This is a genomic window from Methylobacterium sp. FW102-HT35C08 (genome assembly GCF_058790235.1).
Map to the genome: position 1 here is coordinate 4,312,709 of NZ_JBYTCL010000002.1, position 13,530 is coordinate 4,326,238.

10 protein-coding genes and 1 tRNA gene are annotated in these 13,530 nt (G+C 68.6%); 7 read left to right on the forward strand and 4 right to left on the reverse strand.

Annotated features, from left to right (window positions below):
- Window positions 1-49: 49 nt before the first annotated feature.
- Window positions 50-1,966, reverse strand: coding sequence for a sigma-54 interaction domain-containing protein (locus tag AC3WSN_RS20465; protein WP_492540385.1), 1,917 nt, complete (start codon window positions 1,964-1,966; stop codon window positions 50-52).
- Between the two features lie 314 nt (window positions 1,967-2,280).
- Here AC3WSN_RS20465 and cynS point away from each other — a divergent pair, with 314 nt between their 5' ends.
- On the forward strand, window positions 2,281-2,769 hold the full coding sequence (gene cynS / locus AC3WSN_RS20470) for a cyanase (RefSeq protein WP_238197709.1): 489 nt from the start codon (window positions 2,281-2,283) through the stop codon (window positions 2,767-2,769).
- 172 nt (window positions 2,770-2,941) lie between these two features.
- On the opposite strand, the gene AC3WSN_RS20475 is transcribed toward cynS, so the two are convergent.
- Both AC3WSN_RS20475 and AC3WSN_RS20480 read right to left on the reverse strand, forming a co-directional pair.
- Window positions 2,942-6,208 (reverse strand): efflux RND transporter permease subunit, encoded by a 3,267-nt coding sequence (locus tag AC3WSN_RS20475; protein ID WP_492540388.1) that lies wholly within the window; start codon window positions 6,206-6,208, stop codon window positions 2,942-2,944.
- A gap of 274 nt (window positions 6,209-6,482) precedes the next feature.
- Window positions 6,483-7,331, reverse strand: coding sequence for an outer membrane protein (locus tag AC3WSN_RS20480; RefSeq protein ID WP_192710226.1), 849 nt, complete (start codon window positions 7,329-7,331; stop codon window positions 6,483-6,485).
- Between the two features lie 306 nt (window positions 7,332-7,637).
- On the opposite strand from AC3WSN_RS20480, the gene tuf reads away from it, so the two are divergent.
- The 6 genes from tuf to rplA all read left to right on the forward strand — a co-directional run bounded on the left by tuf (window position 7,638) and on the right by rplA (window position 11,586).
- Window positions 7,638-8,828 carry an elongation factor Tu gene (gene tuf / locus AC3WSN_RS20485; RefSeq protein ID WP_192711805.1) on the forward strand — a complete coding sequence of 397 codons (1,191 nt, stop codon included), beginning with the start codon at window positions 7,638-7,640 and terminating at the stop codon, window positions 8,826-8,828.
- Window positions 8,829-9,030: 202 nt separating this feature from the next.
- A tRNA-Trp gene (locus AC3WSN_RS20490) sits at window positions 9,031-9,107 on the forward strand.
- A gap of 198 nt (window positions 9,108-9,305) precedes the next feature.
- On the forward strand, window positions 9,306-9,602 hold the full coding sequence (secE, locus tag AC3WSN_RS20495; protein WP_056526345.1) for a preprotein translocase subunit SecE: 297 nt from the start codon (window positions 9,306-9,308) through the stop codon (window positions 9,600-9,602).
- 73 nt (window positions 9,603-9,675) lie between these two features.
- Window positions 9,676-10,209, forward strand: a complete 534-nt coding sequence (gene nusG / locus AC3WSN_RS20500) for a transcription termination/antitermination protein NusG (protein ID WP_012320778.1) — start codon at window positions 9,676-9,678, stop codon at window positions 10,207-10,209.
- A gap of 217 nt (window positions 10,210-10,426) precedes the next feature.
- On the forward strand, window positions 10,427-10,876 hold the full coding sequence (gene rplK / locus AC3WSN_RS20505; protein WP_043348285.1) for a 50S ribosomal protein L11: 450 nt from the start codon (window positions 10,427-10,429) through the stop codon (window positions 10,874-10,876).
- Window positions 10,877-10,887: 11 nt separating this feature from the next.
- A complete protein-coding gene (rplA, locus tag AC3WSN_RS20510; protein WP_192711268.1) occupies window positions 10,888-11,586 on the forward strand; it encodes a 50S ribosomal protein L1 in 699 nt (232 codons plus the stop codon).
- Between the two features lie 384 nt (window positions 11,587-11,970).
- On the opposite strand, the gene AC3WSN_RS20515 is transcribed toward rplA, so the two are convergent.
- Entirely contained in the window at window positions 11,971-13,521 is a 1,551-nt protein-coding gene (locus tag AC3WSN_RS20515) for a DegQ family serine endoprotease (RefSeq protein WP_192711267.1), read from the reverse strand.
- Window positions 13,522-13,530: the final 9 nt, after the last annotated feature.

Sequence of the window (13,530 nt, forward strand, 5' to 3'; positions counted from 1 at the left end):
TCCCGCCGGCCCGGTGCATCGAAACCACGCTCGCTGTGCCGCGAAAAGATCAGCTGCGCCGGAGATCGCCGTCGTCGCGGGAGATGCCGTGCGCTCTGATGCGCGAGGCGAGCGTCGTCGGGCGCAGGCCGAGCAGCGCGGCCGCGCCTCCGGGCCCGGAGATCCGGCCGCCCGCCAGCGCCAGGGCTGCGACGATCTCGGCGCGGTCGCGGGCGCGGCGCTCGGCCTCGGTGGGCGGCCGTCCATCGGGTGCGGCGACCGGCAACCGGACCGGATCGGGCGTCCGGGCTGGCTCGCCGTCGGGCAGATCGAGGCGGAGCCGCCCCCTGGCACTGAGGATCGCCGCCCGCTCGATCACGTTCTCCAGCTCGCGGACATTCCCCGGCCAGGCGTAGCGGCAGAGGCGCCGGACATCGCCCTCCGAGAGCCGCGGCTCCGGGATGTTGAGGCGGCGCGCCGCCGCCGTGAGCAGATGCTGGGCGATCGGAGGAATGTCCTCGGGACGCTCGCGCAGGGGTCGCGCCTGGATCGGGAAGACGTTGAGACGGAAGTAGAGGTCCTCGCGGAAGCGCCCGCTCGCCACCTCGGCGCGCAGGTCGCGATTGGTGGCAGCCACCACCCGCACGTCGACCGCACGGGTGCGCGCCTCGCCGACCCGCTCGAAGGAGCGCTCCTGCAGCACGCGCAGCAGCTTGCCCTGCAGGTCCAGGGGAATCTCGCCGACTTCGTCGAGGAACAGCGTGCCGCCATCGGCGAGCTCGAACCGGCCGACACGGTCGCGGAGTGCGCCCGTGAAGCTGCCCTTGGCGTGGCCGAAGAACTCGCTCTCGAACAGGTCGCGCGGAATCGCCGCGCAGTTCACGCGGATCATCGGGTGGGCGCTGCGGCGGCTCGCTTCGTGGATCGCGCGGGCGATCAGCTCCTTCCCGGTGCCGGACTCGCCGGTGATCAGCACGGTGGCGTCGGTACCGGCCACCAGATCGATCTGCCGGAGCGTCGCCGCGATGGCCGGCGAGCGGCCGATGATGCCCTGGTGATGGCGCTCGGCCCGGATTTCCTCCTTCAGATATGCGTTCTCCAGCTCCAGGCGCTGCCGCAGCGTGTCGACCTCGGCGAGCGCGCTCTTCAGCCGGCGCTCGTCCTCCCGCCGCTGGCTGACGTCGCGGAACACGATCACGGCGCCCAGCAGGCGGCCGCGGTCGCGGATCGGCGTCGAGGTGTACTCGACGGGAAAGGACGTTCCGTCCGCCCGCCAGAAGACCTCGTGATCGACCTGACGCACAGCGCCGTCCCGGAAGGCCGCGTAGATCGGGCAGTCCCGGTGCGGATAGGTGCTGCCGTCCGGGTGCGTGTGGTGCACGGCGGCGTGCATGTCCTTGCCGACGAGGTCGGCGGCCGCCCAGCCGAGCATCCGCTCGGCGGCCGGGTTGACGAAGGTGGTCACGCCCTCGGCGTTGACGCCGTAGATCCCCTCCCCGGCTGCCCGAAGGATCAGCTGGTTGCCGTGCTCGATGTCGCGGAAGATCCGCTCCATGCGCTGCCACTCGGAAAGACCCGCGCGCATGTAGGCCTCGGCCTCGCCGTCGACCTGCCGGCGATGGACAGTGTCGGGATCCGCGAGAGTCACGAGGAGAAGCGTCGGCCCGCCCGGAAGCGGGAAGGCCGCCGTCTCGACCCGCAGGTCGCGGCCGGCGGCGTCGCGCGGCGCGAGCGCGCGCGTCCACCAATGCCCTTTCGCCAGGACGGCCTGGGTGAAGACCGTGAGGGCGGCGAGCTGCCCGGGATAGAGCGCGCTGGCCCGCGCGCCACGCAACGTCTGACGCGGATGGCCGAGCAGTCGTACCGCCGCGGGATTGGCGTCCGCGATCCGGTCCTCCTCCGGAGCAAGGACCAGCATCGGATCCGGGCTGGCCTCGAAGATGGGACCGAATGGGAACGGCTCTCTGGACTCACGAGATCTCGTCATCCGTTGACGATATCTCGTTTCCGACGAGATGTCGTGAATGCACGCGCCGCAGCCAACATTCTGTAGAGACGCATGTTTTCGTGCAGGCAGTGCCTGGCACAACGTTTGCCGAAGATCATGCGACCGCCGTCGGTCGTCGCAGTGCCAAGAGACGCGCCGCGCCGATCTCAAGGCGGGCAGCCTTCCGTGCTCGGTCGCGGCCGTTTCCCCTCACCGGGCGCGGTCCGGGTGCGCACCCCTCGGGGGTGGGGTGAGACCGCGACTTGTCCGCGGTCTCACCCGAGCCAAACCGACGGTCGACCTGGGAGCGGACGATGAAGCGCGAGGACCTCACCGAGAAGCTGCTCGACATCAAGCGCGAGAAGGGCTGGAGCTGGAAGCATATCCATGAGGAGATCGGCGGGCTGTCGCCGTTCCTGATCACCGCAGCCTGCATGGGGCAGATGAAGCTGCCGAAGGCCCAGGCCAAGCGGGCGGCCGAGTTGTTCGGCCTGACGGTCGCCGAGGAGCGCATGCTCAATGAGCCGCCCTACCGGGGCTCGATCCCGTCGATGCCGCCCACCGACCCGCTGATCTACCGGTTCTACGAACTGGTGATGGTCTACGGCACGACCTTCAAGGAGCTGATCCAGGAGGAGTTCGGCGACGGCATCATGTCGGCGATCGACTTCAACATGGACATGGCCCGCGAGGCCAACAACAAGGGCGACCGCGTGCGGCTCACCATGTCGGGCAAGTTCCTGCCGTACAAGTATTACGGCAACGACGACGACACGCCGGAATACGGGTTCAAGGAGGGGTGAGCGGTCCGGAGATTTTCAAGATCGTCTGAACAGCGTGTCGTCCCGGGGCCGCGCAGCGGAGCCCGGGACCCAGAGCCGCCGACGTGCCGGATCCTGGCAGAACCGCGGTTCTGGATTCCGGGCTCGCCTTCGGCGCCCCGGAATGACGGTGTCCGCTCCGCCTGTCTGATCGTCAAGCGGCCGGCTGCGCGCCCGGCTCCAGGTAATCCTGCACCGGCTGGGCCGGGCCGCCCCGCATCAGCACGTAGAGGAACGGCACCAGAAGCAGCGTCGCCGGCGTCGCGAAGGCGATGCCGCCCATGACGGCGCGGGCGAGCGCGGCGTTCTGCTCGCCGCCCTCGCCGGTGCCCAGCGCCATCGGGATCAACCCGAGGAACATCGCCGAGGCGGTCATCAGCACCGGCCGCAGACGGGTCTCGCCCGCGGTGATCGCCGCCTCCAGGGCGCTGCAGCCGGTTTCCTCCCGGTGCTCCTTGGCGAAGGTGACGAGCAGGATCGAGTTCGCCGAGGCGATGCCCACCGACATGATCGCCCCGAAGATCGACGGGATCGAGAACGTGGTCCCGGTGATGAACAGCGCGAAGGTGATGCCGCAGAAGGCCATCGGCAGGGCCGCGATCACCACGAAGGGGTCGCCCCAGCTCTGGTAGTTCACCGCCATCAGCAGGTAGACGGCGATCAGCGCGATGGCGAGGCCGACCTCCAGGCGGAAGAAGGCCGAGCGCATGTTCTCGATCTGGCCGCGCACCGTGATCTTGTCGGGCGCCTCCAGGTTCTTCTGCTCGTCCTGGACGATCGCGTCGATGTCGCGGGCCACCGCGCCGAGATCCCGGTCCTGAACCGAGGCGAAGATGTCGAAGGTCGGCTGGATGTTGACGTGGCTGATCATGGTCTGCGTCGGCACCCGGCGGATGTCGGCGAGGCTGGAGAGCAGCGTCAGCACGCCCGGACCCGAGCCGGTGGTCGCGGCGCGCACGAACATCGGCGTGTTGCGCAGGTCGGTGAGCGAGCTGTTGCGGTATTCGGGCGTCTGCACCCAGAGCTGGTAGGGAATGCCGGTCTTCGGATCGGGCCAGAAGTTCGGCGTCACCTGGTAGCTGCCCGACAGCGAGATATTCATGTTCTGCGCCACCTGCTGCTCGGTCAGCCCGAGTTCGGAGGCGAGGCGCCGGTCGACATCGACGTAGAATTGCGGCTCGTTGACGATCTGCTGCAGGTGCACGTCGACGAGGCCCTTGGTGTGCTTCAGCCGCTGCACGATGCGCTGGGCGACCTCCAGGTCCTTCTCCTTGTGGCGGCCGGAGACCTGCACGTCGATCGGGGTGATCACGCCGAAATTCAGGATCTGGGTGATCATGTCGGCGGGCTGAAAATAGACGATCACGTCGGGGAAGCGCTTCATCAGAACCGCACGCAGGCGCTTCTGATAGCCGGCCACCGGGTGGTGCCCCTCCTTGAGGCTGATCAGCATCTGGCCGTCGTTGTAGGAGACGAACGAACCGTCCGAGAACGCGAAATTGTAGTTGTTCGACGGCAGGCCGATGTTCTGGAGGATCTGGTCGACCTCATCCGGCGGGATCACCTCGCGGACCGTGTCCTCGATCTCGGCGAAGACCTGCCGGGCGGTCTCGATGCGCATGCCGGTGCGGGTGCGCAGATGCATGGTCATCTGGCTCGCCTCGATCTGCGGGAAGTAATCCTGGCCGACGAACACGAACAGCACCCCGGTCAGGCCGAGGACGCCGCCGACCGCGCCGAGGGTGACGATCCGGTGGCGCAGCACCGCGTGGAGCAGGCCGACATAGCCCCGATGGAACCGCGCGAAGCCGCGCTCGAAGTGGCCATGGATCCAGGCGGCAAGCCGCATCACGGGGGCGCCGACGAGACCGAGTCCCTGAGCGATCCGGCCCCGGCGGGGGGCCTCGTGCGCGGCCCGATCCTTGGCGTGCTTCTGCCGGTATTCCGGCGCTACGATCACGTCGATCAGCAGCGGCACCAGGGTGCGTGACAGCAGGTAGGAGGTCAGCATCGCGAACACGACCGCGAGCGCCTGCGGGGTGAACAGGTACTTTGGCGTGTCGGTCAGCGCGAACACCGCCGTGAAGGCGGCGCAGATCGCCAGCGTCGAGATCAGGGCCGGCTTGGCGATCCCGGCGGCGCCGTGGACCACGCTCTCGCGGAACTCCTCGCCCTCCTCGAACAGCCGGTAGGTGTTCTCGATCGCCACCGTAGCGTCGTCCACCAAGATGCCGACCGCGAGCGCGAGGCCGCCGAGCGTCATGACGTTGATGGTCTGGCCCAGGGCCGCCAGCACGGCGAGCGAGGTCATCACGCAGAGCGGGATCGAGATCAGCACGATGATGGTCGAGCGCCAGGAGCCGAGGAACAGCAGGATCGCGAGCCCCGTCAGCGCCGCCGCCGTGAGCGCCTCGTGCAGCACGCCCTCGATGGCGTTCGAGACGAAGACCGACTGATCGAACAGCTGCTTGATCGACAGGCCTTCGGGCGCCGCCGCGCGGATCGTCGGCATCGCCGCCTTAACGTTGTTGACGACGTTGAGGGTCGAGGCGGTGCCGTTCTTGATGATCTGCATCAGCACGGCCTGCCGGCCGTCGGCGCTGACCACGTTGACCTGCGGCGGGCCGCCGTCCCGGACATAGGCGACGTCCCGTATCAGAACGGGCTGCCCGGCGACCACCTTGATCGGCGCGGTGTTGAGCGTCTCGATCGACGGCGGGGTGGCGTTGAGCTGGACGGGATATTGCTGCTCGCCGATCTTGGTGAGACCGGACGGCACCGTCAGGTTCTGGGCCGTCATGGCGTTGGTGACGTCGAGCGGCGTCAGGCCGAGCGCCTGCAGGGCGTTGAGATCGAGATCGACCATGATCTGCCGGGGAGCGCCGCCGAACGGGGACGGCAGGGTCGAGCCCGGGACCTGCGCGAGTGTCTGGCGGATCCGGTACTGGGCGTAATCGTAGACCTCGTTGAGGCTCTGCTTGGCCGAGGTCAGGGCGAGTTGGATCACTGGCACCGACGAAGCCGAATAGCGTACGATCACCGGCGGTTGCGTGCCGGTGGGCATCACCGCGCGGATCGAATTGGTGGACGACACGACCTGCGCGATGGCGAGGTCGATGCTGACTGAGGGGTCGAAGTAGATCCGCTGGACCGCCGTGCCCTGGAGCGTCGTCGACTCCATGCGGCGGATGTTGTTCACGTTGTTGGAGATGCCGTACTCGGCATAGGTGGTGATGCGCTGTTCCATCTCCGGCGCCGAAAGGCCGGTATAGGTCCAGACCACCACGACGACCGGGATATCGACGACCGGCAGCACGTCCTTGGGCGTGACGAGGATCGCCCCGACGCCGCCGAGCATCATCAGCACCGCGAGCACGTAGGTCGTGATCCGGAACTTGAGGGCGTAGAGGACGAGGCCCATGCGGTCTCCGCCGGCCGGCGGCGGGCCGGCAACTCCGCGTTGTGTACCGGCACACCGGACACCCGGTATGTTTCGGTATCACGTCCAGGGAGGCAAGGGGCGGGCCGCTTCGCCGCAGGGTCGTGGCCGTTTCCGCCGCCGAGGCGGGACCGCGCGGTCGAGCCGCCGGTCGGGGGACAGGGCCCGCATGAAAAAGGGCGCGCGCCGGTTCCGGCACGCGCCCTGAGAGATCCGCCCGGGCCGTTAGGCGTCCGGGCGATCCGATTCGTGGCTCTTACAGGCCGCCGAACTTGTAGTTGAAGCCAGCGCGGACGATGCTGCCCTCGGTCCGGAAGCGCGAGATGTAGCCCGAGCCGACGCCGACGCCCGGGATCGCGCCGACGAGCACGTTCCGGCTGCCGAGATCGTAGTGGACGTACTCGGCCTTGACCGTCAGGGCGTCGTACTTCAGGCCCAGATACCGGCCCACCGCGAAGGTGTTCAGGAAGCTGTCGGTCGGCAGCGCGAACTCGATGCCGCCGCCGTAGGCGAAGCCGGTCTCGAAGTCGTCGTGGCGGCCGGCGAAGGCGAGGGCGCCGGTGGGCGAGAAGAAGTTCGCGTCGTAGGACACGTTGCCGTAGGCAAGGCCGCCCAGGCCGTAGACCATGACACGGTCGAAGGCGTAGCCGACACGGCCCACGAGCGTGCCGATCCAGTCGGTGCTCTGCCGGAAGCTGCTCAGCGCACCGGTGCTGCCGAGGTAGGCGCGGTTCTTGGCCAGATCGGTCCAGTCGATGCTGTTGGCGATGCCGACCACGATGCCCGAACCCGGGGTGAACTGGTAGTTGAAGCCGGCCGTGCCGCCGATGTTGGCGAAGCCGTCATCGGAGATCCGGGTCGCCGCCGGGCGGGCGCCCGTCGCCACGTTGGCGGCGTTCACCGGCGAGATGCCGACCGTGGTGATCCGCTGGCTGTCGGTGAAGGTGTAGGCGGTCTCGAGACCGCCGTAGAAGCCCGTCCAGGTGAAGACCGGCACCGGCGTGAACACCGGCGGCGGCGCGGCGCGGCGCGGCAGGTCGGCGGCCGAAGCGGCGGTCGCGACCAGGGTCGAGGCGGCGGTGGCGAGGAGGAGCTTCTTGATCATGGTGGCGAGATCCGACGTTTCGCGTTGTTGCCCGCAGTTAAGCTCGGCCGCACTAATCCCGCTATGCCCGCAATGCCACACTGTGACCTGAAAGCGCCCGAACACTGCCGAGGACTGCTATCGCCCCGTGCACGATTCGCCCTCGGCGCTTGACAGCGGACCGCCCGCCAGACGCGCTTCGCGCGCCAGAGCTTGATCGCGGGCGGCCGACCCTCTAAGCGGACCGCGCTTTTCGCCCCGTTCCGAGTTCGGGGCGGCCGAGTCAATCCGGGGCACCGATCCGGTCCCCGCGCAGGAACGGGAATCATGGGCAAGGAAAAGTTCTCCCGCACCAAGCCGCACTGCAACATTGGCACGATTGGCCACGTTGACCACGGCAAGACGTCGCTGACGGCGGCGATCACGAAGGTTCTGGCGGAGTCGGGCGGCGCGACGTTCACGGCCTACGACCAGATCGACAAGGCACCGGAGGAGAAGGCGCGCGGGATCACGATCTCGACGGCGCACGTGGAGTACGAGACGCAGAACCGGCACTACGCGCACGTGGACTGCCCCGGCCACGCCGACTACGTGAAGAACATGATCACGGGCGCGGCGCAGATGGACGGCGCGATCCTGGTGGTGTCGGCGGCCGACGGCCCGATGCCGCAGACCCGCGAGCACATCCTGCTGGCGCGTCAGGTCGGCGTTCCGGCGCTGGTGGTGTTCCTCAACAAGGTCGACATGGTCGACGACGAGGAGCTTCTGGAGCTGGTCGAGCTGGAGGTGCGCGAGCTCCTGTCGAAGTACGATTTCCCCGGTGACGACATCCCGATCACCAAGGGCTCGGCGCTGATGGCGCTGGAGGACAAGGAGCCGAAGATCGGCAAGGAGGCGGTCCTGGCGCTGATGGCGACCGTGGACAGCTACATCCCGCAGCCGGAGCGTCCGATCGACCTGCCGTTCCTGATGCCGATCGAGGACGTGTTCTCGATCTCGGGCCGCGGCACGGTGGTGACGGGTCGCGTCGAGCGCGGGATCGTGAAGGTCGGCGAGACGGTTGAGATCGTCGGCATCCGCGACACGCAGACCACGACGGTGACGGGCGTGGAGATGTTCCGCAAGCTGCTCGACCAGGGTCAGGCGGGCGACAACGTCGGCGTGCTGCTGCGCGGCACGAAGCGCGAGGACGTGGAGCGCGGCCAGGTCGTGTGCAAGCCGGGTTCGGTGAAGCCGCACGCCAAGTTCAAGGCCGAGGCGTACATCCTGACCAAGGAAGAGGGTGGCCGTCACACGCCGTTCTTCACGAACTACCGGCCGCAGTTCTACTTCCGCACGACGGACGTGACCGGGATCGTGACGCTGCCCGAGGGCACCGAGATGGTGATGCCGGGCGACAACGTGACCATGGACGTGGTGCTGATCGTGCCGGTGGCCATGGAGGAGAAGCTGCGCTTCGCCATCCGCGAGGGCGGCCGCACCGTCGGTGCCGGCGTCGTCGCCGCCATCAACGACTGAAGCCCGATCCGGGGCGGCGTCCTGTGCCGCCCTGCCCTGCCCTGCCGCGCCGGTCCTCGTCTCGACGGGGGCCGGCGTCGCCGTGTTGGGGCGGTGACACGGTTTTTCGGCGGGGCAACGCCACGACCCCGCATCCGGAGCGCCCCTTCCCGCACGCAGCCTCTTGCAAGCCGAGCCCCGATGAGGCATTGGGCGGTGCGCTAGGAGTGTAGCTCAACTGGTCAGAGCGCCGGTCTCCAAAACCGGAGGTTGCGGGTTCGAGTCCCTCCACTCCTGCCAGATTCCCGGCCCGTCAGAGAACCTGCCCGATTGCGCGCGGCAGCCCGGTCGACAAGCCGGGGGAGTTGCGCTAGAGCGGGCGCAATCCGAGATCTGAAGCGACCGTCGGTGCGGGCCCATCCGGGTCCTCGGCGCCGATATTCGCATTCCCGGATGCGGTCTCTGCCTCGGGGCCGAACACGCACAGACACTGGCGCCATGGCATCGAACGAAGCGACCAAGAAGGTGGACCTGGTGCGCGGCGCAGCCCGCGGCCCTGCGAACCCGCCGCCGGCCCGGCCGGCGACGCCGGCGCGCGCGCCGCAGAAGCGCGCCACGCCGGGCGAGTTCTTCGCGCAGGTCCGCGACGAGGCGCGCAAGGTCACGTGGCCGAGCCGCCGGGAGACCACGATCACGACGATCATGGTCTTCGTGATGGTCGTGGCCGCCAGCCTGTTCTTCACGGTCGTGGATCAGGCCCTGCGCTTCCTGGTCGGCCTGATCCTGGGCGTCTGAGTCGGAGGCGTCGGAGGGCGGCTCGCCGCCGGTCGGGGGAGACCCCGCGGACTTGTCGGAGTTGAACGGAACCGTGTCGAAGCGCTGGTACATCGTCCACGCCTACTCGAACTTCGAGAACAAGGTTGCCCAGTCCATCAAGGACCAGGCGGCCCAGCGCGGGCTGACCGAGCTGTTCGACGAGGTGATGGTCCCGACCGAGAAGGTCGTGGAGGTTCGCCGCGGCCGGAAGGTCGACGCCGAGCGCAAGTTCTTCCCCGGCTACGTCCTGGTGAAGTGCGACCTGACCGACGAGGTCTACCACCTCATCAAGAACACCCCGAAGGTCACGGGCTTCCTCGGCGCCGACAAGTCGAAGCCGGTTCCGATCCCCGATGCCGAGGCCGAGCGGATCAAGGGCCAGGTCGCCGAGGGCGTCGACCGGCCGAAGCCCTCGATCTCCTTCGAGATCGGCGAGACCGTCCGGGTCGCCGACGGCCCGTTCGCCAGCTTCAACGGGACCGTCGAGGAGATTGACGACGCCCGCTCCCGCCTCAAGGTGGCCGTGTCGATCTTCGGCCGCGCGACCCCGGTGGAGCTGGAATACGCCCAGGTCGAGAAGGCCTGAGCCTCCTGATTTCGGCGGCCCTGAAGCCGCCCCGTCCTTCCGGCCGACGCTGAGCGGCGGCCGCGAGCTTGCCCCATCCTCCTGAGGCTGGGGCATCATCCGCGGGAGATCCGCCCGGCCTCGCCTCCGGGATCCACGGCTCGCACCGCGACCTGCAACCGTCCGACCCGCCGCGCTTCAGGCCGCGTGGGGGCGGATTCTCATTGGGAGCAGTCCCATGGCGAAGAAGATCACGGGCTACGTGAAGCTTCAGGTCCCGGCCGGCGCGGCGAACCCGTCGCCGCCGATCGGCCCCGCGCTCGGTCAGCGCGGCCTCAACATCATGGAATTCTGCAAGGCCTTCAACGCGAAGACCGCGCAGATGGAGAAGGGCACCCCGATCCCGGTGATCATCACCGCGTATCAGGACCGCTCCTTCACCTTCGAGATGAAGCAGCCCCCGGTCACCTTCTTCCTGAAGAAGGCCGTCGGCCTGAAGCTCGGCAAGAAGCCGGCCTCCGGCTCCAAGACCCCCGGCAAGGGCCCGACCGTCGGCAAGATCTCCGAGGCGCAGCTGCGCGAGATCGCCGAGAAGAAGATGCCCGACCTCAACTGCGACTCGATCGAGTCGGCCGTTGCCATGATCCGCGGCTCCGCCCGGGCCATGGGCCTTGAAGTCACGGCCTGAGGGAGGACATCATGGCTAAGGAAGGCAAGCGCATCCGCGCCGCCCGCGAGGGCATCGAGGTCACCAAGCTCTATCCCCTCGACGAGGCGATCAAGCTGGTGAAGGAGCGGGCGACCGCGAAGTTCGACGAGACCGTCGAGGTCTCGATGAATCTCGGCGTTGACCCCCGTCACGCCGACCAGATGGTCCGCGGCGTCTGCAACCTGCCGAACGGCTCCGGCCGGACGGTGCGCGTGGCGGTCTTCGCCCGCGGCGCCAAGGCGGACGACGCCAAGGCCGCGGGTGCCGACATCGTCGGCGCCGAGGACCTGCTGGAGATCGTGCAGAGCGGCAAGATCGACTTCGATCGCTGCATCGCGACCCCCGACATGATGCCGCTGGTCGGCCGTCTCGGTAAGGTGCTGGGCCCGCGCGGCCTGATGCCGAACCCGAAGGTCGGCACCGTCACCATGGACGTGAAGGGCGCCGTCGCCGGCGCCAAGGGCGGCTCGGTGGAGTTCCGCGTCGAGAAGGCCGGCATCGTCCATGCCGGCGTCGGCAAGGTCTCGTTCGACGCCGACAAGCTCGTCGAGAACATCAAGGCCTTCGCGGACGCGGTCGCCAAGGCCAAGCCCGCGGGCGCCAAGGGCACCTACGTCCAGCGCATCGCCGTCACTTCGACGATGGGCCCGGGCGTGAAGGTCGAGCCGAACACGGTCCTGACCGCTTAAGGCCAGACAGATCAGCCACGCTGCGGAACGCCCGGCCGGAAACGGCCGGGCGTTTTCCGTTTCGGATGGAGCGACTGGCCCACCGCCACATCCTGGCGACCCGCCAGACACGGATGCTGGCGATCGGCTCCGCGGCCAGCTCGGCGACGGGTTCGGGAGCACCGCCCCGGCACGCGCGCTGACCGCGTGATCGAGGCGGCGCGGATGCGGCTTGACGGCGGATCGGCGCGGCTACGTGTGCCAGAACGCATGATCGGCGCGGGCCTTTGAAGCCCGCGCCGATCAGACATTCGATCCCGTGCGGCGGGCGCGTTCCGAACATCGGGCCCGATGAGCCGCGTCCCGCGGCTTCGACAGTCCCTCGGAGGTCGTCCCTGACGTCGCTCAGTCCAACCCGATGGCGACGAAGCGCACGTCGCCCGTAGCGCTCGCCACGAGCAGCAGGACCGACTTGCGACCCTCCTTCTTCAGGGCGTCGACCCGCTTGGTCACGTCGGCGGGGGTGCTCACCGCCTCCTGGCCGACCTCGACGATCACCTCGCCGGGCTGGATCCGCTTGTCGGAGGCCGTCGAGTTCGGATCGACACGGGTGACGACCACGCCCTTCACGGTGTCCTTGATGGAGTACTTTTTGCGCAGCTCGTCGGTGATGCCGGACAGGTTGAGGCCGAGCGCCTGACGGGTTGCGCTCTCGGGCTCCGGCTGGCGTAGGTTGGCGAGCTGCGGCTTGTCGCCGTCCTCCAAGCGGCCGAGGGTGACGGCCTTCGTCACCTCCTCGCCCTTGCGCATCACGACCACGTCGACCTTCTGGCCGACCGGGGTCGAGGCGACGATGCGCGGCAGGTCGCCGGACGCCTTCACGGGCGTCCCGTTGAACTTCACGATCACGTCGCCGAGCTCGATGCCGGCGGTTTTGGCCGGACCCTTCTCGTCGACGCCGGCCACCAGGGCGCCGCGCGCGCCGCCCTTCAGGTTGAGGGCTTCGGCGGTGGCGTCATCGACGTTCTGGATGCGCACGCCGAGCCAGCCGCGGCGGACCTCGCCGAAGTCGCGCAGCTGGTCGATCACGGGCTTGGCCGTGCCCGACGGCACCGCGAAGCCGATGCCCACCGAGCCGCCGGTGGGCGACAGGATCGCCGTGTTGATGCCGATGACCTCGCCGTCCATGTTGAACAGCGGACCGCCCGAATTCCCCTTGTTGATGGCCGCGTCGGTCTGGATGTAGTTGTCGTAGGGTCCGGACTCGATGTTCCGGCCCCGGGCCGAGACGATGCCGGCGGAGACCGAGCCGCCGAGCCCGAACGGGTTGCCGATGGCGATGACCCAGTCGCCGGGCCGCATCTTGTCGGAATCGCCGAACGGCACCGCCTTGAGGGGCCGGTCGGCCGTGGGCTTCACCCGCAGCACGGCGAGGTCGATCTTCGAATCCTTGCCGACGATCTCGGCCTTCAGCTTGGTGCCGTCGTGCAGGATGACCTGAATGTCGTTGGCATCGCCGATGACGTGGTTGTTGGTCACCACGAGGCCGGCGGCATCGATGATGAAGCCGGAGCCGAGGGAGTTCGACTTGCGCTGCTGGCGCGGCGTGTCGTTGTCGCCCCGCTCGCCACCGCCGCCGCCGCCGCGACCGCCCCGGCGGTTGAAGAATTCCTCGAACAGGTCCTCGAAGGGCGTACCCGGAGGCACCTGCGGCCCGGCGCGGTTGCTGCGCGCCTCGACCGTGGTGGAGGCCGAAATGTTCACCACTGCGTCGGTGACCTGCTCGGCGAGGTCGGCGAGCGAGGCCGGGCCCTTGGCGAAGGCCGGGACCGGAAGGGCTGCCGTCGCCATCGACGCGCCGACCAAGATCGACGCCATCAGCGCGCGGGCACGTGAGCGGGGTTGCGCCTTCGCGCGGCCGAAGGACGCCTCGGGGGCGCTCGCGACGGGGTGCATGATCGACCT

What these genes read in the sequence shown, in the direction of transcription:
- AC3WSN_RS20465 (WP_492540385.1), bottom strand. Translation starts at nt 1,966, where the DNA reads ATGACGAGATCTCGTGAGTCCAGAGAGCCGTTCCCATTCGGTCCCATC.
- cynS (WP_238197709.1), top strand. Translation starts at nt 2,281, where the DNA reads ATGAAGCGCGAGGACCTCACCGAGAAGCTGCTCGACATCAAGCGCGAG.
- AC3WSN_RS20475 (WP_492540388.1), bottom strand. Translation starts at nt 6,208, where the DNA reads ATGGGCCTCGTCCTCTACGCCCTCAAGTTCCGGATCACGACCTACGTG.
- AC3WSN_RS20480 (WP_192710226.1), bottom strand. Translation starts at nt 7,331, where the DNA reads ATGATCAAGAAGCTCCTCCTCGCCACCGCCGCCTCGACCCTGGTCGCG.
- tuf (WP_192711805.1), top strand. Translation starts at nt 7,638, where the DNA reads ATGGGCAAGGAAAAGTTCTCCCGCACCAAGCCGCACTGCAACATTGGC.
- secE (WP_056526345.1), top strand. Translation starts at nt 9,306, where the DNA reads ATGGCATCGAACGAAGCGACCAAGAAGGTGGACCTGGTGCGCGGCGCA.
- rplK (WP_043348285.1), top strand. Translation starts at nt 10,427, where the DNA reads ATGGCGAAGAAGATCACGGGCTACGTGAAGCTTCAGGTCCCGGCCGGC.
- rplA (WP_192711268.1), top strand. Translation starts at nt 10,888, where the DNA reads ATGGCTAAGGAAGGCAAGCGCATCCGCGCCGCCCGCGAGGGCATCGAG.
- AC3WSN_RS20515 (WP_192711267.1), bottom strand. Translation starts at nt 13,521, where the DNA reads ATGCACCCCGTCGCGAGCGCCCCCGAGGCGTCCTTCGGCCGCGCGAAG.